The organism is Kitasatospora sp. NPDC090308, assembly GCF_044769485.1.
GTDB classification, from domain to species: Bacteria; Actinomycetota; Actinomycetes; order Streptomycetales; family Streptomycetaceae; genus Kitasatospora; species Kitasatospora fiedleri.
Genome location: NZ_JBIVXY010000012.1, coordinates 1 through 21954 on the forward strand (window position 1 = coordinate 1; position 21954 = coordinate 21954).

Below are 21954 nucleotides of genomic sequence, written 5' to 3' on the forward strand. Positions count from 1 at the left end.
GGGTGGACCACGCCCGCGGCGGGCGGGCCCGCCCCGGGCCCCGGCGCCCCCGCCCCCGGGGGGGGCGCCCCCCCCCCCCCCCCGGGGCCCCCCGGGGGGGGGCCCGGGCCCGCGGGGGGGGCGGGGCCCGCCGCGCGTCGCCGCGCCGCTACTGCGGCAGCCGGTAGGTGCCCGGCCCGACCGGCTCGACCAGGCCGTCGGCGACCAGTCCGTCCAGCGCCCGGGCCCGCTGCACCGCGTCCGGCCACACCACGTCCAACTGGCCCTGCCCGACCAGCCCGTGGGCGTCCCGCAGCACCGCCAGCAGCTTGCCGCGCACCTGCCGGTCGGTGCCCTCGTAGGTCTGCCCGCGGCGCGCCGGGCCCTGGTACGGCGGGCAGCCGGCCCGCTGCCAGGCGCACTCGGTCAGCAGCGGGCAGCCGCCGCACGCGGGGCTGCGCGCGGTGCAGACCAGGGCGCCCAGCTCCATCACCGCGACCGCCCAGGTCGCGGCCCGCTCGTCGGTCGCGGGCAGCAGCTCGTGCGCGGTGCGGCGCTCGGCGGCCGTGGTGGCGTTCGCCGGGTACTCGACGCCGGTCACCGCCCGGGCGAACACCCGGCGCACGTTGGTGTCCAGCACCGCGTGCCGCTGCCGGAACGCGAACGAGGCGACCGCCGCCGCCGTGTACTCCCCCACCCCGGGCAGCGCCAGCAGCGCCGCGTGGTCGTCCGGCACCACGCCGCCGTGCCGTTCGGTGATCGCGACGGCCGCGCCGTGCAGCCGCAGCGCGCGGCGCGGGTAGCCGAGCCGGCCCCACATCCGCACCGCCTCGCCGGGCGCGTCGGCGGCCAGCGCGGCGGGCGTGGGCCAGCGCTCCAGCCAGGCCGCGTAGGCGGGCAGCACCCGCTTCACGGGCGTCTGCTGGAGCATGAACTCGCTGACCATCACGGCCCAGGGCGAGGCGTCGGGGGCCCGCCAGGGCAGGTCGCGGGCGTGGGCCTCGTACCAGCCGATGACGGTCGAGTGCAGCGCCTGGAGGGCGCCCGGGGCAAGAGTCGAAGCAGTGGCAACCATGGCCCCACGATCCTGCCACGACCCGGGCCGGAGGCTTAAAGCCCCAGGTCGTCGAGCTCCTTCAGCAGGTCCGCGCGCGGGCTGACCGGCCCGGCCGGCCCGATCGCGGACGCACCGGACGCACCGGACGCACCGGACGCGGCGGATTTCCGGCCGGGGGCGGCACCCGGGGCGGGCAGCGACGGGGCGGCGGGGCCGTCGGGGAGCGCGGCCGCCTGCTTCGGGCGGCGGTCCCGGAAGATCCACGCCCCCGCCAGGCCGCCGACCAGCCCGCCCAGGTGGCCCAGCCAGGACACCCCCGGGGTGCCGGGGACCGCCGTGGTCAGCAGGTAGGCGAAGGAGGCGCCCATCACCAGGCCGATCAGCGAGTCGATCAGGTTCCGGTCGAACAGGCCGCGCAGCACCACGTAGCCGAAGTAGCCGAAGATCACGCCGCTCGCGCCGACGGTCACCACGTCCCCCCGCTCGAACAGCCACACCGCCATGCCGCTGGTCACCACCAGCAGCACCGTCAGCCCGAGGAACTTGCGCACCCCGCGGTACGCGGCGAGGAACCCGAACACGAACAGCGGGCCCGAATTGCCCTGTAGGTGCTGCCAGTTCAGGTGCAGGAACGGCGCGGTCAGCAGGTACCCGAGGCTGTCCACGTCCCGCGAGCGGATGCCGTGCAGCAGGGCCATCCGCCCGTCGAGCAGCCAGTTCACCAACTGCACCGCCCAGACCAGGCAGAGGAAGCCGAACATGGTGAAGAACGCCTTGCGCGCCTCGGCGATCATCTGCGCCGGGTCGAGGGGCGTGCCGCTGGGGGCGCGGTCGTGCGGGGAGGCCATGAGGGCGACTATAGGGCGACACGGCGACGTGTCGAGTCCCTCTTCCGGACCAAATGGCGGATGATGTGAAAGAAGTGGTCCCGGTGCGGTGTTGATGCGTCAACAGGCGCACAAGGTCTCGTAGAGTTTGCGCGTGCCCTCTCTGCGCCAGCCCGTCGGACCCCTGCCCGCCTCGATCTACTGGCGGCGCCGCGCCGTGGTCCTCGTCGCCCTCGCCGTCGTCCTCCTGGTGGTCGGCTGGCTCGCGCTCGGCGGCGGCGACGGCAAGCGGAAGAAGGACTCCGGGAACGGGCCGCTGCCCGCGCCCGCCCAGTCGATCACCCCCGGCGCCTCCCCGACCGGCCCCGCGATCACCACCCGCCCCGGCGGCACCGGCGGCGGGGGCAACGGCGGTGGCAGCGGCGGCGGTTCCGGCACCGGCGGGACGGGCTCCGGCGCGGGCGGCGAGATCAGCGTCACCGGCGGCGGCTCCTCCGGCGGCAGCGGCTCCTCCGGCGGCTCCGGCGGGACGGGCTCCTCCGGCGGGACGGGCTCCGGCGTCGGCAACTCCCGCCCCGGCGGCGGGGCCTCGCCCGCCGTCAACACCACCGAGGTGATGGCGCTACCGGTCTGCACCACCGCGCAGCTGACCCTCGAACTCGCCCCGGGGCAGAACTCGTACCCGGCGAAGGACAAGCCGAAGCTGGCCCTGACCGTCCGCAACTCCTCCGGGGCGGGCTGCCGGATCAACCTCTCGCACGAGTACTCCTTCCTGACCGTCACCTCCAGCGCCAACGAGCGGGTCTGGTCCTCCGCGGACTGCATCACCGAACGCACCGACGCCTGGGCCCAGATCGCCGGCAACAGCGGCGTCACCGAGACCTTCACCTGGGACCGCTCGCGCTCCAAGCCCCAGTGCGCCACCCCCGACCCCACCCCGGCCCAGCCCGGCAACTACCTGGTCCAGGCCGACCTCACCGGCCCGGCGGGCGGCCCGCTCTCCGCCCGCACCTCGCTGCGCCTGGAGGGCTGAGCCCCCGGCTCCGCGCCGTCGGCCCGCGGGTCGTCCCGGGCGCGGACCCGGCGCGCCCGCGCGGGACGGTCAGACGTACCGCTCCAGGATGGAGGACTCGGCGAGCCTGGACAGCCCCTCGCGCACCGAGCGGGCCCGGGTCTCGCCGACGCCCTCCACGGTCTGCAGGTCGTCGATGGAGGCGGCGAGCAGCTTCTGGAGGCCGCCGAAGTGGTCGACCAGCCGCTCGATGACGGTGTTGGGCAGCCGCGGCACCTTGGCCAGCAGGCGGTAGCCGCGCGGGGAGACCGCGGAGTCCAGCGACTCGGGGGTGCCGGTGTAGCCGAGCGCCTTGGCCACCGTCTGGAGGTCCAGCAGTTCGGCGTGGGTGAGCGCCTCCAGGTCGGACAGCACCTCGGTGACGGTGCGGCCCTTCTTGGCGGCCCGGTCCGGGAAGTAGTCGCGCACCACCAGCTCGCGCTCGGGCTCGACGCCCGCGATCAGCTCGTCCAGCTGGAGCGAGAGCAGCCGGCCGTCGGTGCCGAGCTCCAGCACGTACCCGGCGATCTCCCCGGCGATCAGCCGGACCATCTCCAGGCGCTGCACCACCGCCGAGACGTCCCGGACGGTGACCAGGTCCTCGATCTCCAGCGCGGACAGCGTGCCGGCCACCTCGTCCAGCCGGAGCTTGTAGCGCTCCAGGGTGGCCAGCGCCTGGTTGGCGCGGGAGAGCACGGTGGTGGAGTCCTCCAGCACCCGGCGGGCGCCGTTGACGTAGATGGCGATCAGCCGCATCGAGTGCGAGACCGCGACCACCGGGTAGCCGGTCTGCCGGTTGACCCGCTCGGCGGTGCGGTGGCGGGTGCCCGTCTCGTCGGTGGGGATGTTGGCGTCCGGCATCAGGTGGACGCCCGCGCGCAGGATCTTGGTGAGGTCCTTGTCGAGGATCACCGCGCCGTCCAGCTTGCACAGCTCGCGCAGCCGGGTGGCGGTGAACTCGACGTCCAGCACGAAACCGCCGGTGCACAGCGCGTCCACGCTCTTGTCGAAACCGAGCACGATCAGGCCGCCGGTGTTGGCCCGGAGCACCCGCTCCAGGCCGTCCCGCAGCGCCGTGCCCGGCGCGATCGCACTGAGGGAGGCCCGCAGCAGGGCCTCCTCGCGGGAGGACTTGTCCGCCCGGTCGATGGCTGCCACGTGACTCCTTGGGCCGACCCGGACCGTGTGCCACGGCGGCCGACGGTCTGTCTGTTGTTGCTGCGAATGATGCCGATGAGCAGGTGAAGTCTAACTGCGTACGGCCGCGGCGGGGCGTGGGTCAGCCCAGTTCGTCCGAGTCGACCGGCTCCCAGCCCGCCATCAGCTCCTCCGGGAAGGCCGGGACGGGGGCCTGGGCGCGGGCCCGGGCGAGCGCCCGGGCGCCCTGATCCGCGGGCGGCGCCGCGTCCTGCCGGGGCTTCGAACGGGGACGGCGGCCGGGGATCGCCCGCAGCGCCTCGCCGATGTCGGAGACCTCCACCACCTTCATGCCCGCCGGGACCTTGCCCGGGTCCGGCGGCACCAGGGCGTGCGTGAAGCCGAGCCGGTGCGCCTCGGCGAGCCGGCGCTGCACGCCCGTCACCCGCCGCACCTCGCCCGCCAGGCCGACCTCGCCGATCGCCACCAGGTTGTTGGGCAGCGGCGTGTCGGTCGAGGAGGAGGCCACCGCGAGGGCGATCGCCAGGTCCGCCGAGGGCTCGGTGAGCTTCACGCCGCCGACGGTGGCGGTGTAGATGTCCTGCTTGCCGAGCTTCACCCCGCCGTGCCGCTCGACCACCGCCAGGATCATCGCGATCCGCGGCGACTCCAGGCCCGAGGTGGTGCGCCGGGGCGAGGGGATCTGCGAGTCCACCATCAGCGCCTGCACCTCGGCCACCAGCGGGCGCTTGCCCTCCAGCGTGACGGTCAGGCAGGTGCCCGCGACGGGCTTGTCGCGGCGGGTCAGGAACAGGCCGGACGGGTCGGCCAGGCCGACGATGCCCTCGTCGTGCAGCTCGAAGCAGCCGACCTCGTCGGTCGCCCCGTAGCGGTTCTTCACGCCGCGGATCAGCCGCAGCCGGGCGTGCCGGTCGCCCTCGAAGGAGAGCACCACGTCCACCAGGTGCTCCAGCAGGCGCGGGCCGGCGATCTGGCCGTCCTTGGTGACGTGGCCGACCAGCAGGGTGGCCATGCCGCGCTCCTTGGACGCCCGGATCAGCGCGCCCGCCACCTCGCGGACCTGCGCCGGGCCGCCGGGGGCGCCGTCCAGCTCGGCGGAGGCGATGGTCTGCACCGAGTCGAGGACCAGCAGGCCGGGGTTGACCGCGTCGATGTGGCCGAGCACCGCGCCCAGGTCCTGCTCGGCGGCCAGGTAGAGGTGCTCGGAGAGCGCGTTGATCCGGTCGGCGCGCAGCCGGACCTGCCCGGCGGACTCCTCGCCGGTGACGTACAGCGTGCGGTGCCGCTCGCTGGCCGCCTTCGCCGCCACGTCCAGCAGCAGCGTGGACTTGCCGACGCCGGGCTCGCCCGCGAGCAGCACCACCGCGCCCGGCACCAGGCCGCCGCCGAGCACCCGGTCCAGCTCCGGGACGCCGGTGGAGCGGGCGGTGGCGACCTGCCCGTCGACCTGCCCGATCGGCTTGGCGGGCGCGGAGACCGGCCCGGCCGCCGTCGTCCGGATCGGCACCGCGCCGTACTCCTCCACCGTCCCCCACGCGTTGCACTCGGGGCAGCGGCCGACCCACTTGAGCAGCTGGGCGCCGCACTCGGTGCAGCGGTACGAGGAGCGCGGCTTGGCGGTGGTCTTGGTACGGGCAGCCATGCGGGCCACCGTAGCGCCTCGCACCGACAGCGGCCGGACGTCACCCGGACGGCGTCAACCGGGCGAACAGGGGATCGGTCCTGTTACCCGAAAGAAGGACAAGCGGCCGAAACCCCCCGGGCGACGGGTTTCGGCTGCCTACCGTCGATCCCGTGACCACCGGCCAGCCCCACCCCGTCGACCCGTCCCCCGCCCTGCGGGCGTACGGCGCGTGCGTCGACGGGCTGTTCACCTACTGCCTGTCCGTGCTCTGCGCGCACGACGCCGCCTCGGCCGCCGTCCTGGAGGTCCGCGACCTGGCCCGCCGCCACGGCGACCGGATCGAGGACCCGGCCCTGCTGCGCGCCTGGCTGTACGCGCTGGCCCGGCACCGCTGCCTGGCCCGGCTGGAGGGCGGCGCGCCGGACGGCGCCCCGGCGGGCGGCCCGCCCGGGCCCGGCGCGGGCCGCGAGCGGCGCGAACTCGCCTCGCTGGCCTGGCCGGAGGCGGCCGGCACCGACCCGGAGCAGCGCGAGGCGCTGGAGCTGGCGGTCCGGCACCGGCTGGACGGCGCGGAGGTCGCGGCGGTGCTCGGCCTGAGCACCGGGGCCGCGGCGGCGCTGCTGGACGCGGCGGGCGCCGAGGTCGGCCGCACCAGGACGGCGCTGCTGGTGCTCGGGGTCGGCTCCTGCCCGGAGCTGGCGCAGCTCGGCGGGGTCGGCGCGGAGTCCTGGCGGGGCTGGGTGCTGGGGCCGGCGCTGCGCCGCGAACTGGTGGCGCACCTGGTGGAGTGCCCGACCTGCCGGGGCACCGCGGAGCGGGTCGCCGGGCAGCTCGGGCACGGCCTGGCCGGGCTGCCCGGCCTGCCGCTGCTGGCCGCGCCGGGCGCGCTGCGCCCGGCGTCGGCGCCGACGGCGGGCGGGGCGGCGTTCCTGTCCGGCGCGGCGGCGGGGCGGCGGGCCGCGCAGGGCCCGGCGGAGCCGCGGTTCGACCAGCGCGGCTTCCCCCGGCACCGGATGCCGTCGGTGCCGCGCGGCGCGGCGGTGCGCCAGCGGGTGGTCACCACGGGCGTGCTGGCGGCGGTGCTGGCCGCGCCGGTGGTGGCGCTGTGGAGCGCGCACCGGGACGGCGGGGAGGACCACGCCTCGGCGGTGTCCTCGGTGCGGGTGGACGCCACCACCGGGGCCGGGCACCGGGTGCCGGTGCCCGAGCCGACCGCGGTCGGCTCGGCGGCGCTGCCGCCGGCCGTCTCGGTGGGGTCGCTGGAGCTGGCGGGGGCGATCGCAGAAACGTCCCTGCCGACCCTGCAGGGGCCGGCCGTCGCGGTGCCCTCGGCCGGGTCCGCCCCGCTCTCCAGCCCCGCGCTGACCGCCGCGCCCGCCCCGGCGCCGTCCGCCGCCCGGCTGGCCGTGGAGGCCGGCGAGTACGGCAGCCGCACGGTGCTGACCCTGACCAACACCGGCGACGCCCCGCTGTCCTGGCACGCCGTGCTGGACGTGGACTGGCTGCGGCTGAGCCGGGACGCCGGCACCCTGGCGCCCGGCCAGCGGATCACCGTGACCGTCACGGTCGACGAGTCGCGCGCCCCGCAGACCCGCTGGACCGCGCACCTGGCGCTGCCGCCCTCCACCGCCGTGGTCACCCTGGAGGGCGGCACCGACCACCGCGGCCTGCCCTCCCCCGGCGGCCCCTCGCCGTCCGCGGGCGGCTCGGACTCCCCCGCCCCGTCGAGCCCGTCGCCGTCCGGCTCCTCCTCCGCGCCCGGCTCGCCGTCCGCCTCGGCCTCGGCCTCGGCGCCGGTGTCCCCCTCGCCGTCCGCTCCCCCGTCGTCCCCGTCGTCCCCGGCTTCGTCGGCCTCCCCGTCGTCCCCGTCGTCCGGGAGCCCGTCCGACCCGGGCTCCGGCTCCCCCGCCGCCTCGCCGTCCGGGTCGCCCGCGCCCTGACGGGATGCCGCCGCCTCCTCGGGCGCGGCGTCCGGGACGGGGCCGGAGGGGGGCCGGGCGGCCGCGTCCCGCGGGTCAGCGCAGCCGGACGGCCGGCAGCCGGTAGCTGCCGTCGAGCACCGCGTCCTGCGGCTGGTACATCCGCACCATCGGCCGGAAGCCGCCCTCGGGCGCGGGCAGCCAGTTCGCGAGCTCGTCCTGGTCGGTGGGGGGTTCGTGCCGGAGGTGGAGGGTCAGCGAGCCGTCCTCGCCGTGCACCAGGCCGGGCGTGCGGTCGCCGATCGAGTACCGGTCGATCGGGTTGGGGACCAGCCGGTACTCCGGGGTGCCGTACATCGTCACCGACCAGAACGCGCCCACCGGCGGGGGCTGCTCGAAGCGCAGGGTGTACGCGTGCGCGCCGGTCAGCGGGACGCCGTCGGCGTCGTGGTGGGTGGTGGCGTACACCGCCTCGTACGCGTGGTTGCCCCACAGGCCGGCCCGGGCGGCGACCGCGCGGGTCAGGTACGCGGCCCGGCGGTCGGCGATCCGCCACTGCGGCTCGTCGCGGGTGCCGGGGCCGAGGTGGTCCAGGTTGTAGTCGAACAGGTGCAGGTTGGCGGACCACTCGCCGGTCGGTTCGCCGGCCCCGGCGGTCGCCGCCTCCACCCGCTCCCGGCCGGCGGCCAGGCCCTTGGCGAGCGCCGCCGTCCACTCGGCCGGGCCGTCCAGGTAGGGCGAGCGGCCCTGGTCGAGCAGCCCGATCGGGGCGAAGCGCTGCTGGAAGGCGACGTCGGCGGCGGCGGGCGGGAAGGCCGCCATCCAGCGCCGCAGCCGCTCCAGGAAGAGCAGCTCGGCCGGGACGTCCGCGTCCGGCTCCGGCAGCCCGGCCGGGGTGCCGGAGCCCTCCAGCGGGGTGAGGGTGAGCTGCCGCTGGAGGTCCCGGACCCGGTCGAGGTCGTCCGGCCCGGCGCAGGAGTTGCGGCCGGCGATCACCGCGACCGTGGTCGGCGCGACGATCACCGGCACGTCCGGCGGCGGCTCGCCCTGCCAGCCGGGCGGGGCGATCAGCCAGGTCTGCTCGGCGGTGCCGGACGAACGGCGGCCCACGTAGGCGAAGTTGTTCGTCCAGGCGTCGATGAACTGGAACACGTCGTACGCGCCGCCGGTGTCCGGGACGTGCAGCAGCAGCGGACCGGCGGAGAGGTCCAGCGGCGCGTTCGAGTACAGCGTGTCGTTGTTCACCGACACGAAGTCCGTGTCGGCGTCGGCGAGTCGGGTGGAGTGGCCGAAGGTGTTCCAGGGGGTCGGGCCGACCGAGCCGAATCCCCGGCGGACGAGGGTGTCCACGGCGGTCAGGTCGGCCACCAGCGGGGAGCCGTACACGAAGGCCTCGACGGCCAGCATCTCGGGCGTGGCGTCAGCCATGCGAACGTCCTTGTCTGCTCGGTGACTTCGTCGGAGGGCCGGGGCGGGGCGCGCCGGGTTCCCCCTCTCGCCCGCCCTCCTCCCCCCAGAAAGGGAACATTCCGACATACCGGTACACCGGGATGCTATGCGCTCCCCTCCGGTCCGGCACGCCGGGAAGCCGACGGCCCGTCAGCCGGTCCGCGGTCTGCGCCCGGCAGAACCGCTCCGCTCCCGGTGAACGCGGCGCATGGACCGCGCCCGGCCCGGAGACCCTCGGAGGCATGGACATCCTTCTGCTCGGCGGCTCCGCGTTCCTCGGCCGCGCCTACGCCGCGGAGGCGCTCGCCCGCGGCCACCGCGTCACCACCTTCAACCGCGGCGTCAGCCGGGCCGACCCGCCCGGCGTCGAGGCCGTCCACGGCGACCGCACCGACCTCGCCGACCTGCACCGCCTGGTCGACGGCCGCCGGTGGGACGCCGTCGTCGACACCTCCGGCCAGCAGCCGCACGACGTGGCCACCGCCGCCCGGCTGCTCAGCGGCCGGGCCGGGCACTACGGCTTCGTCTCCTCGGTGCACGCCTTCGCCGACTGGCCCGCCCGCCCCGTCGACGCCGACTCCGCCACCCTCGACTGCCCCGGCGACCTCCCGCCCGACCAGCCCTTCGCCAACGCGCTCAAGGCCGGCTGCGAGCGCGCCCTGCGGGACACCTTCGACGGACCGGCCGCGATCCTCAACTGCGGCCTGCTGATCGGCCCGCACGAGCCCATCGGCCGCCTGCCCTGGTGGCTCGACCGGATCGCCCGCGGCGGCCCCGTCCTGGCCCCCGGCGCCCCCGACCGCCCGATCAGCCTGATCGACGCCCGCGACTTCGCCGCCTTCGGCCTCGACCTGGCCGAGCGGCGGGCGCCCGGCCGCTACCTCACCACCGCGCCGATCGGCTCGGCCACCACCGGCGAACTCCTCGCCGCGTGCCGCACCGCGACCGGCTCCGACGCCGAGTTCGTCTGGACCCCGGACGACGCGCTGCTCGCCGCCGGGGTCTCCCCGTGGACCGAGCTCCCGCTCTGGGCCCCCGCCACCGAGGGCTGGCACGGCACCTGGCGGGCCGACCCCGCCACCGCCCTCGCCGCGGGCCTGCGGGTGCGCCCGCTGCTCGACACCGTCACCGACACCTGGGCCTGGCTGGAGTCCGGCGGTCGCGCGGAGGTCTCCTACCGGCAGCTGGACACCCCGCTGGGGATCGACCCGGCGAAGGAGCGGGAGCTGCTGGGACGCCCCTGAGCGCCGCCCGCCTCACCACGGCACCGGCGCGCCGCGCCGGTCCAGGAAGCGCAGCCCGGGCGTCCCGGCCTGCGCCTCCAGGACGTCGACCACCGCGGGGACGCTCCGCCGGGGGTCGAGCGGCGCGTCGGGGCCGCCCAGCCGGGTGCGGTTGTGGCCGGGGTCGATCAGCAGCTTGGTGTGGCCGTCGTCGGCGTGCCGGGTCGCGTAGCTGCGCATCAGCTGGTTCAGCGCCGCCTTGCTGGCCTTGTACAGCTCGTAGCCGCCCTCGGTGTTGAGCGAGACGCTGCCCTGCTCGGAGGACATCACGGCGACCGTGCCGCCCGGGACGACCAGCCCGCGCAGGGCGGCCAGGACCCGCAGCGGGGCCAGCGCGTTGACGGTCATCACCTCGGTGAACACCTCGGTGGGGACCTCGTCGATCGGCCGGTCCCCGCGGTCGATCGCCGCGTTGACGAAGAGCAGGTCGAGCGGGCGGCCGGCCAGGCGCCCGCGCAGGGCGGCGAGGGCGGCGGCGTCGGTGACCTCCAGGGTCTCCACCGCGAGCCGGCCGCCGGCGGCCCGGACGGCGGCCGGGAGCCCGCCGCGGTCCGCGCGGGCGGTGGCCACCACCTGCCAGCCGCGGCGGGCGAGTTCCTCGGCCAGGACCAGTCCGAGGCCGCGGGAGGCGCCGACCACGAGGGCGCGGCGGGGCGGCGGGGCCGGGTGGGTCATCGGGTCTCCTCGGGGAGCGGCGCGGGGGCCCGCGCGGTCGGCCCCGAGTCTAGACGCAACGTTGCGTCCAGACACAACGTCGCGTCCGGGCAGGGCGGGTTCCGGCCGATAGGGTGGCGGGCATGTCCGCCACCAGCACCCCGCCGACCCCGGAGCCCCCGGAGCCCCCGGCCCCCCGGGCGCGCTCCGGCAACCGGCGCGACGAGGCCGCCCGGCTGGCCGTGCTGCACGCCGCCGACGACCTGCTCGCCGAACAGGGCTTCGCCGCGCTGACCGTGGAGGCGATCGCCCGGCGGGCCGGGGTCGCCAAGCAGACCATCTACCGCTGGTGGCCCTCCAAGGTGGAGATCCTGCTCGACACCCTGATCGAGGACAGCGCCAAGACGCTCCCCGTCCCGGCCGACCGGCCCACCGCCGCGGCCGTCCGCGGCTACCTGCACGACTTCGCCCGGTTCCTCGACCGGGACCCGGCCGGCAAGGTGCTGCTCACCCTGCTCGCCCAGGCGCAGCACGACCCCGGCACCGCGGCGTCCCTGCACCGGCGCCACCTCGGACCGCGCCGCGCGCAGGAGCGCGCCTGGCTGGCCGCCGCGGCGGACGCCGGGGAGCTCGCCCCGGCGCTCGACCTCGACGCGGTGCTGGACGCGCTGACCGGCCCGCTGGTGTACGCCGCGATGACGGGGGCGCCCGCCCGCCCCGAACTGGTCGACACCCTGGTCGACCGGCTGCTCGCCCCGCGCGGGTGAGCGCGCCGCGCCCGGTACGCCCGGCGGGCGCTCAGTACGCCCGGCGGGTGATCAGTCCGTCCGGCGAGCGCTCAGTACACCGGGGCGCTCGCCCGGTACGCCCGGCGGGCGCTCAGTACGCCCGGCGGGTGACGAGTTCGGCGAGGGCGAGCAGGTCGTCGGCGCGGGAGGGGTCGGGGACGGCGGTGGCGAGGTGGGCGATGGCGGCGGCCATCCGCTCGCAGCTCTCCGCCTGGGCCCAGGCCCGGCCGCCGGCCCGGTCGACCGCGTCGGCGGCGGCGGCGAGTTCGGCGGGGCTGAGCGGGCGGCCGGTGGCGTAGAGCGCGGCGAGTTCCGCGCCGGCGGGGGTGCCGGAGGAGAGGGCGTGCACCACCGGGAGGGACTTCTTGCGGGCGGCGAGGTCGGCGCCGACCGGCTTGCCGGTGACCGCGGGGTCGCCCCAGATGCCGATCAGGTCGTCGATCAGCTGGAAGGCCAGCCCGATCTCGCGGCCGAAGGCGTCCATCGCGTCGGCGGTCGCGGCGTCCGCGCCCGCGTACAGCGCGCCGAGCGCGCAGGCGCAGCCGAGCAGGGCGCCGGTCTTGCCCTCGGCCATGCCGAGGCACTCGGCGAGGGTGACGTCGGCGCGCTGCTCGAAGGAGCAGTCGGCCTGCTGGCCGGCGCAGAGTTCGACCACGCAGTCGGCGAGGCGGCGGACCGACGCGGCGGCGGCCGGGTGCGGGTCCTCGGCGAGCACCCGCAGGGCCAGCGAGTGCATGGCGTCGCCGGCCAGGATGGCGCCGGTGGTGCCGAACACCCGCCAGGCGGTGGGGCGGTGGCGGCGGGTGTGGTCGCGGTCGAGGACGTCGTCGTGCAGCAGGGTGAAGTTGTGCACCAGCTCGACGGCGGCGGCGGCGCGCACCGCGTCCTGCGGGCGGCCGCCGACCGCGGTGGTCGCGGCGAGGACGAGCGCCGGGCGGATCGCCTTGCCGGCGCCGGCCGCGCCGGGGCTGCCGTCGGCCTCCAGCCAGCCCAGGTGGTAGCCGGAGATCCGCCGCATGGACTCGGGCAGGGTGTCGACGGCGGCGCGCAGCGCGGGGCCGACGGTGCCGCGGGCCCGGTCGAGCAGGGCCAGCGCCTCGGCGGCGTCCCGGCCCACGTCGGTGGCGGCGGCCCCGTGCTGGTCGCGTTCGGGCACGGTGATGGCCATGGTGAAGTCCTCCCCCTCGGCCGGCCCCGGCTGCGGGGCGGCAGGAATGCGCGCTGACGGGCGGTCAGGCGGTGGAAGGGGCGGGCCCAGGACGGTGGGCCCGCCCGGGTGGTCAGCGCCGGTGGTCGACGTTCACGTTCTCCAGGACGCCGATCGCGTCGGGGACCAGGATCGCGGCCGAGTAGTAGGCGCTGACCAGGTAGGAGACGACCGCCTTCTCGTCGATGCCCATGAAGCGGACGTTCAGGCCCGGCTCGACCTGGTCCGGGAGGGCGCCGGGGCGCAGGCCGACCACGCCCTGGTTGTCCTCGCCGACGCGCATCGCCAGGATCGAGGTGGTGCCGTCGACCACCGGGATCTTGGTGCAGCTGAGGATCGGGACGCCGCGCCAGCTGGGCACCGTCCGGCCCTCGAACCGGATCGCCTCGGGGTGGAGGCCGCGGCTGTTGCACTCCCGGCCGAAGGCGGCGATCGCCTTGGGGTGGGCGAGGTAGAACTTGGTGCTGCGCCGGCGGCAGAGCAGCTCGTCCAGATCGTCGGGGGTGGGCGGGCCGGAGTGGGTCTGGATCCGCTGGCCGTACTCGGCGTTGGCCAGCAGGCCGAACTCCGGGTTGTTGACCAGCTCGTGCTCCTGCCGCTCGCGCAGCGCCTCGACGGTCAGCCGGAGCTGGTGCTCGGTCTGGTCCATCGGCTGGTTGTAGAGGTCGGCGACCCGGCTGTGCACCCGCAGCACCGTCTGGGCGACGCTCAACTCGTACTCGCGCGGGGCGGGTTCGTAGTCGACGAAGGCGGTGGGCAGCTCGAACTCGCCCTCGTGCCCGGCCGACATGCCGATCGCGGCCTCGCCCTTGTGGGTCTGCGGGAGCTGCGAGTCGGCGATGAAGGCGAGGATCTGGTCGCGCAGCGCCCGGGAGCGGTCGGCGAGCTCCTGGAAGGCGGGCCAGGGGAGCACCATCGCGGTGCCGGCGGTGGTGGCCCGGACGCTGTAGGGCCAGCGGCGGTCGGCGACGGTGAGCGCCTCGTCGCCGAGGTGGTCGCCGTCGGCGAAGGTGCCCAGCACGGTGGGGTCGCCGTACTTGCCGGTGCCGAGCTTGTCGACCTTGCCGTGCGCGATCAGGTAGACCCGGTCGATCTCGCCGCCCTGCTCGACCAGCACCTCGCCCGCGGCGAAGTCGCGCTGGACGAAGCGGCCGGCCAGCTCGGTGAGCAGCTCGTCGTCGGCGAAGCCGCGCAGCACCGGGACCTCGCGCAGGGTGGGCGGGACGACCGAGACCCGGCGGCCGGCCTGCACGAAGCCCACCCGGCCGCGGCCGACCGCGTACGACAGCCGACGGTTGACCCGGTAGGTGCCGCCGGAGACCTCGACCCAGGGCAGGGCGCGCAGCAGCCAGCGGTTGCTGATCTCCTGCATCTGCGGGGCCGACTTGGTGGTCGACGCGAGGTTCTTGGCCGCCGCCACCGAGAGGCTGCTCCGCTGCCCCGCCCGGGGAATTTCGGTGGTGGTTTCGGTCGTCATTTCCGCGGGGCCCCTAGATCGTGTCGACGGCACGTTGCGGCAACCATGCTGACGGCCGTTCAGGTGAGGCGGCAATCACTCGTGGGGGTGATTCGGGTGCGCGGGCGCGGCGGGCGCGACCAGCGCGCCGGGCCGGTCGGCGGGCGGTCCGGACCCGCCCCGGGGGCTCTTCCGGGCGCTCCCGCCGGCCCTCGTTCCAGGCGTCCGCGCTGCTCACCGGCCCCCTGTTCGAATCCGCCCGGAACAGCGCTAAGGTGGCCCCCTCACCGCGTGGTGACCGCCGCCGCAGCGCAGGCGAACCGGTCGGTGACCTCCCATCGGCACGCCCTTCTCCAGGGAGACCCCTCGTGACCGCGCCCGTCCGCGTCTGGCTGAACCGTACCTACGCCGAGAACGTCTTCTTCATCGACCTGCTGCGGGCCGCGCCGCGACCGGTGCACGTCCTGGCCACCCACGTCGACCCCGATTCCCCGGTGCTCGCCGCCGCCGATCTCGGCGCCCTGGAACCCGACGGGCTGAGCGCCGAGGGGTACGTGGAATTCGCGCTGGAATTCTGCGCCCGGCACGACGTGGACGTATTCCTGCCGCGGCTGCACCAGTTGGCGATATCGCTGCGCCGCCGCGACTTCGAGGCGCTGGGCACCGCGCTGGTCTGCCCGCCCGCCCCGGCGATCTCGCTGTTCACCAGCAAGGCCGACGGCTACCGGGCGCTGGACGCGGCCGGGCTGCCCACCCCGCTGTGGCGGCAGGCCGACACCGCCGCCGAACTGCTCGCCGCCGTCGAGGAGATCGAGGCGACCGGGATGACGGCCTGCCTGAAGCCGGCCAGCGGCGCGGGCGGCGAGGGCTTCCGGGTCCTGACCCGCGAGCCGTTCCACCTCGGGCGGCTCTCCGGGTACGTCGACACCCGGGTCCAGCTCGACCAGGTGCTGGGCGCGTTGGAGCGGTCCGCGGCCCCGGCCGAGCTGCTGGTGATGCCGTACCTGGACGGCCCCGAGGTATCCGTCGACTGCCTGGCCGAGCAGGGCGGCCGGGTGCTGGCCGCGGTCGGCCGCACCAAGCAGGGCCGCCGCCGCGGCTTCACCGTCGACCCGGCCTACCTGGGCCCGGCCCGCCGCCTGGTCGAGGAGTTCGGCGTCGGCCACCTGTCGAACGTGCAGTTCCGGCACGAGCGGGGCACCGGCCGCGCGGTGGTCCTGGACGTCAACACCCGCCCGTCCGGCGGCCTGCACCAGCTGCGCCTGTGCGGGCTCAACCTGCCCGCCGCGGCCGTCGAACTCGCGCTGGGCAACCGGCCGTCGCTGCCCGCGGCGGAGGAGCTGACGCTCGGCGACTACACCCTGGTCTCCACCATCCAGGCGGTGCTGCCCCGGCAGGCGGCGGCGCCCGCGCTGGAGCGGATCGGCGGTGGCTTCGGCGTGAGCGGTATCGGGGCCGGCGTCAACGGGGCCGGCGCGCGGCTGCTGCCCGCGGCGGGTTAGAGCTCCGGCCCGGACCAGTCCAGGGTCGGCGGGAGCACGCCCTCCAGGGTGAGCAGCCAGCGCTTGGTCTCCACCCCGTGCCACGCCCCGCCGAAGCCGCCGAGCCCGTCGGCGGCCACCACCCGGTGGCAGGGCACCAGCAGCGGCAGCGGGTTGGCCCCCATCATCTGCCCGACCGTCCGGGCCGGGACGCCCGGCTCGGTCGGCTCGGTGAACACCCCGCTGCGGGCGGCGAGTTCGCCGTAGGTGACGGTCCGCCCCCAGCCGACGTCGGTCCACAGGCGGCGCAGCACGGTCAGGTGCGGGCCGGAGGCCAGCCGCCAGTCGATCGGCAGCTCAAGTTCGCGCCGCGCGCCGGCGAAGTACTCGCCGACCCGGGCCCGTACCGTCGCGGCCTTCCGCCCGTCGGCGCACTCCGGCACCGGGCCGTCGCAGACGTAGCTGGCGGCGGCCACTCCCCGGTCGGTCACCGCGAACCGCATCGGCCCGCTCGGCAGCGGGGTCGGGACGATCACCCAGGAGAGTTCCATCCCGCCACTGTAGGGCGCGCCGGGGCCCGGCGGGCCGGGCTCAGAGGTGGTCGCGGAGGTGACCCGCGAGGGTGCGGGACCAGGTGGCCAGGGCGGCGCGGTCGGGGGCCTCGCCGCCGCCGAGGGCGGCGAGCTGTTCGGTGGAGAGGTGTCCGCTCGCGACCAGCGCGGAGAGGCCGGCGAGCAGGGACGAGAGCCGTGCGGCGTCGTCGTGGCCGAGCATCACGAGGGTGTCGGTGTGGCCGATGGTCATGGAGCCGGGCATCGCGTCCTCCTCGGTCGTTCCTTCCGTCCACCGTACGGCCGCGGGGGCGGTGCTCGCCCGTTCGGGCCACTCCGATGGCCGGGGGGCCGGTCGACGGCGGACGGTCGGAGGACGCGTGCCCGCCGGACGAGAGCAGGGAGTGCAGATGCCAGCACAGGCCGCCGGTCCCGCCGCCCCGCCGCCCGGCCTGCGCGAGCTGCTCCGCAGCCCCGGGTACGGGCGGCTGCTGCTGGTGTCGGCGCTGGTCGGGGTGCCGGTCTCGCTGGCGGCGTTCGGGTTCGTCGGCCTGGAGCACGAGTTGCAGCACTGGGTGTGGGAGTCGCTGCCGCGGAAGCTGGACCACGCGCGCGCGCCCTGGTGGTGGCCGCTGCCCGCGCTGGCGCTGGCCGGTCTGCTGCTGGCGCCGATCGTGACCCGGATGCCGGGGCGCGGCGGGCACACGCCGGTGCTGGGGCTGGGCGGGCCGCCGACGCTGCCGGTGGAGGTGCCGTCGGTGGTGCTGGCGGCGCTGGCGGCGCTGCCGCTGGGCGCGGTGCTCGGCCCGGAGGCGCCGCTGATGGCGCTGGGCAGCGGGCTGGCGCTGCTGACGGTGAGCGCGGCGAAGCGGGCGGCCAGTCCGCTGCTCGGGCCGATGCTGGGGGCGGCCGGGTCGACGGCGGCGATCGCGACGATCTTCGGGAGTCCGCTGGTCGCGGCGGTGATGATGATCGAGGCGGCGGGCCTGGGCGGGGCGCAGCTGACGATGCTGCTGCTGCCGTGCCTGCTGGCCTCGGGGGTGGGGGCGCTGGTGTTCACCGGGTTCGGGCACTGGACGGGGCTGTCGATCGGCGCGCTGAGCCTGCCGTCGGTGCCGAGGGCGGGGCTGCCGGACGCGGGGGACTTCCTGTGGGGGGTGCCGCTGGCGGTGGTGATCGCGGTGGTGCTGGTCGCGGGGCAGACCCTGGGGCACCGCTCCGCCGCGTTCACGGCGCACCGGACGGCGGTCCGCACGGTGCTGTGCGCGGTGCTGGTGGGCGGGTGCGTCGCCGGGTACGCGCTGGTGACGGGGCGGTCGCCGGAGGAGGCGGCGCTGTCCGGGCAGGCGACGCTGGGACAGCTGGCCGCGGACCCGCACGGCTGGCCGGTGGGGGCGCTGCTGGCGCTGGTGCTGTTCAAGGGGCTGGGCTGGGGGGTGGCGCTGGGGTCGCTGCGCGGCGGCCCGATCTTCCCGGCGGTGCTGCTGGGCGCGGCGCTCGGGGTGGCGGCGGGCGGCCTGCCGGGTCTGGGCGTCGAGGCGGGGCTGGCGGCCGGGCTGGCGGCGGGCAGCTCGGCGGTGACCCGGCTGCCGGTGACCAGCACGGTGCTGGCGGCGGCCCTGCTGGGCGACCAGGCGACGGACTCGATGCCGTTGCTGATCGTCGCGGCGGTGGTGGCGTTCCTGACCGCGACGTTCGTCCACCGGGTGGCCGCCCCGGGACCGGACGCGGGGTCGGACGCGGGACCGGGCGCGGGACCGGGCGCGGGACCGGGCGCGGGGGCCGGGCGCGGGGGCCGGGCGCGGGGGCCGGGCGCGGGGGCCGGGCCGGAGCCGGGCCGCCCGGCGCCCGCCGGGCCGGTTCAGTAGGAGATGCAGGCGCTGCGCAGCTCGGTGTAGAAGTCCCAGACCTGCGGCGAGCACTCGGCCGGGCCGTACTGGGACTCCTTGGCGCCGATGTGCGGCATGTGCGGGTAGGCGCCGACGCCCGGACGGTTGACGTGCAGCATGCCGACGTCGATCCGGTCGAGGGCGTCGAGGGCCAGGGAGGTGTCGCGGGTGAAGACGGCGGCGGCCATGCCGTAGCGGACCGCGTTGACGATCCGCAGGCCGTCCTCGGGGCCGTCGCAGGCGATCACCGAGAGGACCGGGCCGAAGATCTCCTCCTGGGCGACGTGGCTGTCCGGGTGGACCCGGTCCAGCACGGTCGGGGCCATGAAGTAGCCGTCCGGCAGGCCCTCGGTGAGCCGGCCGCCGCCGGTGACCACGGTGGCGCCGTCCGCGGTGGCCCGCCGGACGCCCTCCAGGCAGGCGTGCAGGCGTTCGGCGCTGACCACCGGCCCGAGCCGGGCGTCGGGGTCCGTGCCGGGGCCCACCCGCAGGGCCTCGGCGCGGGCGGCGAGGCGGCGGACCAGTTCGTCGTGGACGCCGCGGTCGACGACCACCCGGCTGGTCGCGGAGCAGCGCTGCCCGGCCTGGCCGAAGGCGCCGGCCACGATCGCGTCGGCGGCCCGGTCGAGGTCGGCGTCGGCGAGCACCAGGGCGGCGTTCTTGCCGCCCATCTCCAGCTGGGTGCGCAGGAAGCGCGGTGCGCCCGCGACGTGGATGGCCCGGCCGACCTCGACCGAGCCGGTGAAGGAGACGCCGGCCACGTCGGGGTGGTCGACCAGGGCCTCGCCGACCTCGCGCCCGCCGTGCACGAGGTTCAGCACGCCGTGCCCGGCCCCGGCCTCGACGAAGCAGTCCACCAGCAGGGTCGCGGTGAGCGGCGTCAGCGGGGAGGGCTTGAGGACGGCGGTGCAGCCGGACAGCAGGGCGGGGGCGACCTTCCAGGCCGGGATAGCCAGCGGGAAGTTCCACGGGGTGATCAGGGCGACCACCCCGATCGGGTCGCGCCTGGTCAGCGCCAGGGTCCGCGGGTCGTCCGCGGGCAGGGTGGCGCCGCCCAGGCGGCGGCCCTCGCCGGCCGTGAACTCCAGCAGCGCGACGGTGCGGTCCACCTCGCCCAGCGCCTCGTGCGGGAGCTTGCCCTGCTCGCGGGTGATCGCCGCGGCGAACTCGGCGCGCCGCCCGGCCACCAGCCGGGCCGCCCGCAGCACCACCTCGCCCCGCCGGACCGGTCCGAGCGAGCGCCAGGCCGCGAGCGCCGCCCGGGCGGCGGCGACCGCCGCGAGCGCGTCGTCCGCGGCGGAGTCGGCGCTGCGGCTGACGGTCTCGGCGAGGTCGCCGGGGTTGCGGTTGTCCCGGCTGCGGCCCGAGGCGGCGCCGCACCACCGGCCGGCGACGTGGTTGCGGGCTTCGGCGAGGCGGGGGCCGGCGGTCAGGCGGGGCTCCATCGTGATCCCTTCGTGGGCGGGGCGAGGCGGGGCGGGCGGCTCGGTCAGCCGAGGGCGGCGTACTGGGCGGTCAGCGCGTCGTGCCGCTCCTGGCGGGCGAGCAGCGCGTCCACGTTCTGCAGGGCGAAGACGTCCTTGAGGGTGGCGATGGACCCCTCCACGGCGTGGGTCGAGCCGGCCGCGCCGATCTGGCCGAGCACGTCGCGCATGGCGCTGATCGCCGCGCGCAGCCCCTGGTTGGCGTAGATCACGCCGCCGAACCGGCGCTCGGTCAGCTCGGCCGCGGTGACCTGCGGGTAGGTGGTCGGGACGACGATGACCGGGAGCGCGCCGGTGTAGGCCGCGCGGAAGGCGAAGACCTCCTCGGGGGTGGAGAGCTTGGAGTGGATCAGCAGCGCGTCCGCGCCGGCCGCCTCGTACACCGTGGCGCGGCGCAGCGCCTCGTCCAGGCCGGCGCCCGCGATGAACGCCTCGATCCGGGCGACCACCACGAAGTCCTCGCCGGTGCGGGCCTCCTTGGCGGCGGTGATCTTCGCGGCGAAGTCGCCGATCGGGGCGAGGTCCTGGTGGCCCTCGACGAAGCTGTTCAGCTTGGGGAACTGCTTGTCCTCGATGCAGACGCCGGCCAGGCCGCGGGCCTGGTACGAGCGGACCATGTGGGCGACGTTGCCGACGCCGCCGAAGCCGGAGTCGCAGTCGGCCAGCACCGGGACGTCCACCGCGTCGGCGATCTGGGCGGCGGCCTCCAGGCACTCGGACATGGACAGCACGTTGGCGTCCGGCAGGGCGCGGCTGGCGGAGATCTCCAGGCCGCTGGCCCAGATCGCCTCGAATCCGGCGTCCTGGCCGAGCTTGGCGCTCAGTGCGCTGTGCGCACCCACCAGGCGGATGACCTCGGAACCGTTCAGGCCGTCGCGCAGGGTACGGCTCTTGGACATGGGGGGGCTCCTTCAGGGGGCGGGACGAAGTGGGGGAACGGTGGGGCGGGGTCAGGACGCGGGCTGCAGCGCGTCCGGACGGTTGAGGGCGCGGTGGACCCGCGCGACGATCTCCTGCGGGGTGTGCGTCACCCGGCGCCCGGGGCCGCCGGCGCGGGGGCCGGTCAGGGCGTGCAGCAGGACCGGGCCGGCCGGGAGCCGGGCCGCGCGCAGTTCGGCGGCGGTGGCGACCCGGACGGCGGCCCGGTAGCCGGCCGCCAGCGCCAGCGCGCCGAAGTCGGTGCGCCGGACGGTCAGTTGGCCGCCGGTGCTCTCGTGCATGCCGTTGTCGACCACCACGTGCAGCAGCTCGGTGCCGGACGCGGCGACCAGCGGGAGCACGCCGAGGTTCATCAGCAGCGAGCCGTCGCCGTCCAGGGCGATGACGGTGCGGCCGGGGCGGGCCAGCGCGATGCCGAGGGCGACCGGGGCGGCCATGCCCATCGAGCCGACCAGGTAGAAGTTCTCCGGCCGGTCGGCCGCGTTGAACAGCTCCCGGCTGGTGAACCCGCAGGTGGAGACCACGACGGCGTCCGGGTGGCGGTCGAGCAGCTCGCCGATCACCTCGGTGAGGCTCAGCGCGGGCCCGGGGGTGAGCAGGTGGTCGGTCATCAGATCCCTTCCCGGACGACGAGCACGCCGCAGCGCTGCTCCCGCTTCATCTGGTCGATCACCCGGGCCACCGACCCGGCCGGGTCGGCCGGGTCGAGGAGGGTGTGGGGGAGCTTGAACAGGTCGAGCAGCGCGAGGAGTTCGGCGCCGATCACGTCGTGCTCGACCGCGTCGTTGCCGTCGTGGCCGCGCCAGCTGACCACCAGCAGCACCGGCACGTCGTAGATCAGGTTGAACGAGGTGAGCACGTTCAGGCAGTAGCCGAGCCCGGAGTTCTGCATCAGGACCACGGCCTGCTCGCCGGCGACCACCGCGCCCGAGGCGACGCCGACGGCGCTGTCCTCGCGGGGGGCGGGCAGGTAGCGCAGGGCGGCCAGCCGCGGGTCGTCGCCGGGCTCCTCCAGCAGCCGGAACGCGCCGTTCAGCAGGCTGCAGGGGACGCCGGTGGCCAGGGTGTAGCCGTGGTCGACCAGGCTGTGCAGCAGGTCGCGGGCGGTGGTGCCGCCCACGCTGGACGTGTGCATGTTGACCTTCCGTCGGTCGGTTC

At 76.3% G+C, this 21954-nt stretch carries 20 protein-coding genes; 6 read left to right on the forward strand and 14 right to left on the reverse strand.

The genetic code is table 11. The features are described from left to right. Nucleotides 1-148: 148 nt before the first annotated feature. Both ACIQVD_RS24435 and ACIQVD_RS24440 read right to left on the reverse strand, forming a co-directional pair. Complete coding sequence (locus tag ACIQVD_RS24435; protein WP_282206051.1) at nt 149-1054, reverse strand: A/G-specific adenine glycosylase; 906 nt, start codon at nt 1052-1054, stop codon at nt 149-151. A 35-nt stretch (nt 1055-1089) separates the two neighbouring features. Further along, on the reverse strand, nt 1090-1884 hold the full coding sequence (locus ACIQVD_RS24440) for a rhomboid family intramembrane serine protease (RefSeq protein WP_402291686.1): 795 nt from the start codon (nt 1882-1884) through the stop codon (nt 1090-1092). A gap of 133 nt (nt 1885-2017) precedes the next feature. Between ACIQVD_RS24440 and ACIQVD_RS24445 the strand changes: the two genes are divergently transcribed. After that, entirely contained in the window at nt 2018-2896 is an 879-nt protein-coding gene (locus ACIQVD_RS24445) for a hypothetical protein (protein WP_402291687.1), read from the forward strand. Nucleotides 2897-2965: 69 nt separating this feature from the next. Here ACIQVD_RS24445 and disA read toward each other — a convergent pair whose 3' ends face one another. Both disA and radA read right to left on the reverse strand, forming a co-directional pair. Next, complete coding sequence (disA, locus tag ACIQVD_RS24450; RefSeq protein WP_111555992.1) at nt 2966-4024, reverse strand: DNA integrity scanning diadenylate cyclase DisA; 1059 nt, start codon at nt 4022-4024, stop codon at nt 2966-2968. A 169-nt stretch (nt 4025-4193) separates the two neighbouring features. Then, nucleotides 4194-5714, reverse strand: coding sequence for a DNA repair protein RadA (gene radA / locus ACIQVD_RS24455; protein WP_400687531.1), 1521 nt, complete (start codon nt 5712-5714; stop codon nt 4194-4196). Nucleotides 5715-5866: 152 nt separating this feature from the next. Between radA and ACIQVD_RS24460 the strand changes: the two genes are divergently transcribed. Further along, nucleotides 5867-7636, forward strand: a complete 1770-nt coding sequence (locus ACIQVD_RS24460) for a hypothetical protein (RefSeq protein WP_402291688.1) — start codon at nt 5867-5869, stop codon at nt 7634-7636. A gap of 75 nt (nt 7637-7711) precedes the next feature. Here ACIQVD_RS24460 and ACIQVD_RS24465 read toward each other — a convergent pair whose 3' ends face one another. Beyond that, entirely contained in the window at nt 7712-9043 is a 1332-nt protein-coding gene (locus ACIQVD_RS24465) for a DUF1254 domain-containing protein (protein ID WP_402291689.1), read from the reverse strand. 263 nt (nt 9044-9306) lie between these two features. Here ACIQVD_RS24465 and ACIQVD_RS24470 point away from each other — a divergent pair, with 263 nt between their 5' ends. Beyond that, nucleotides 9307-10308, forward strand: coding sequence for an NAD-dependent epimerase/dehydratase family protein (locus ACIQVD_RS24470; protein WP_402291690.1), 1002 nt, complete (start codon nt 9307-9309; stop codon nt 10306-10308). A 12-nt stretch (nt 10309-10320) separates the two neighbouring features. Here the strand turns inward: ACIQVD_RS24470 and ACIQVD_RS24475 are convergent, their stop codons facing one another. Beyond that, nucleotides 10321-11022 carry an SDR family NAD(P)-dependent oxidoreductase gene (locus ACIQVD_RS24475; RefSeq protein WP_402291691.1) on the reverse strand — a complete coding sequence of 234 codons (702 nt, stop codon included), beginning with the start codon at nt 11020-11022 and terminating at the stop codon, nt 10321-10323. Between the two features lie 122 nt (nt 11023-11144). Here ACIQVD_RS24475 and ACIQVD_RS24480 point away from each other — a divergent pair, with 122 nt between their 5' ends. Further along, nucleotides 11145-11768 carry a TetR/AcrR family transcriptional regulator gene (locus ACIQVD_RS24480; RefSeq protein WP_402291692.1) on the forward strand — a complete coding sequence of 208 codons (624 nt, stop codon included), beginning with the start codon at nt 11145-11147 and terminating at the stop codon, nt 11766-11768. Between the two features lie 112 nt (nt 11769-11880). Here the strand turns inward: ACIQVD_RS24480 and ACIQVD_RS24485 are convergent, their stop codons facing one another. Further along, nucleotides 11881-12957: a family 2 encapsulin nanocompartment cargo protein polyprenyl transferase gene (locus tag ACIQVD_RS24485; RefSeq protein WP_400687541.1), complete on the reverse strand. Its 1077-nt coding sequence runs from the start codon at nt 12955-12957 to the stop codon at nt 11881-11883. 112 nt (nt 12958-13069) lie between these two features. Continuing rightward, nucleotides 13070-14473, reverse strand: a complete 1404-nt coding sequence (locus ACIQVD_RS24490; protein WP_402291693.1) for a family 2B encapsulin nanocompartment shell protein — start codon at nt 14471-14473, stop codon at nt 13070-13072. Between the two features lie 347 nt (nt 14474-14820). On the opposite strand from ACIQVD_RS24490, the gene ACIQVD_RS24495 reads away from it, so the two are divergent. Then, nucleotides 14821-15954, forward strand: coding sequence for an ATP-grasp domain-containing protein (locus ACIQVD_RS24495; RefSeq protein WP_400687545.1), 1134 nt, complete (start codon nt 14821-14823; stop codon nt 15952-15954). Here the strand turns inward: ACIQVD_RS24495 and ACIQVD_RS24500 are convergent. Beyond that, the gene (locus ACIQVD_RS24500; RefSeq protein ID WP_402291694.1) at nt 15951-16484 is read right to left on the reverse strand and encodes a methylated-DNA--[protein]-cysteine S-methyltransferase; all 534 of its coding nucleotides are present in this window, start codon (nt 16482-16484) and stop codon (nt 15951-15953) included. The two genes, ACIQVD_RS24495 and ACIQVD_RS24500, sit on opposite strands and share 4 nt — an antisense overlap. 40 nt (nt 16485-16524) lie before the next feature. Continuing rightward, nucleotides 16525-16749 carry a hypothetical protein gene (locus tag ACIQVD_RS24505; protein ID WP_400687549.1) on the reverse strand — a complete coding sequence of 75 codons (225 nt, stop codon included), beginning with the start codon at nt 16747-16749 and terminating at the stop codon, nt 16525-16527. 145 nt (nt 16750-16894) lie between these two features. Between ACIQVD_RS24505 and ACIQVD_RS24510 the strand changes: the two genes are divergently transcribed. Continuing rightward, on the forward strand, nt 16895-18352 hold the full coding sequence (locus ACIQVD_RS24510) for a chloride channel protein (protein ID WP_402291695.1): 1458 nt from the start codon (nt 16895-16897) through the stop codon (nt 18350-18352). Here the strand turns inward: ACIQVD_RS24510 and ACIQVD_RS24515 are convergent. From ACIQVD_RS24515 to ACIQVD_RS24530, 4 genes are read right to left on the reverse strand one after another with little or no spacing between them, the layout of a single operon-like run. Next, complete coding sequence (locus ACIQVD_RS24515; RefSeq protein WP_400687553.1) at nt 18346-19818, reverse strand: aldehyde dehydrogenase family protein; 1473 nt, start codon at nt 19816-19818, stop codon at nt 18346-18348. The genes ACIQVD_RS24510 and ACIQVD_RS24515 overlap by 7 nt on opposite strands. Nucleotides 19819-19862: 44 nt before the next feature. Continuing rightward, nucleotides 19863-20756: an isocitrate lyase/phosphoenolpyruvate mutase family protein gene (locus ACIQVD_RS24520; protein ID WP_100837665.1), complete on the reverse strand. Its 894-nt coding sequence runs from the start codon at nt 20754-20756 to the stop codon at nt 19863-19865. A 51-nt stretch (nt 20757-20807) separates the two neighbouring features. Then, the gene (locus tag ACIQVD_RS24525) at nt 20808-21407 is read right to left on the reverse strand and encodes a thiamine pyrophosphate-dependent enzyme (RefSeq protein ID WP_402291696.1); all 600 of its coding nucleotides are present in this window, start codon (nt 21405-21407) and stop codon (nt 20808-20810) included. Beyond that, nucleotides 21407-21931, reverse strand: coding sequence for a hypothetical protein (locus ACIQVD_RS24530; RefSeq protein ID WP_400687557.1), 525 nt, complete (start codon nt 21929-21931; stop codon nt 21407-21409). Before ACIQVD_RS24530 ends, ACIQVD_RS24525 begins: the two co-directional genes overlap by 1 nt. Nucleotides 21932-21954: the final 23 nt, after the last annotated feature.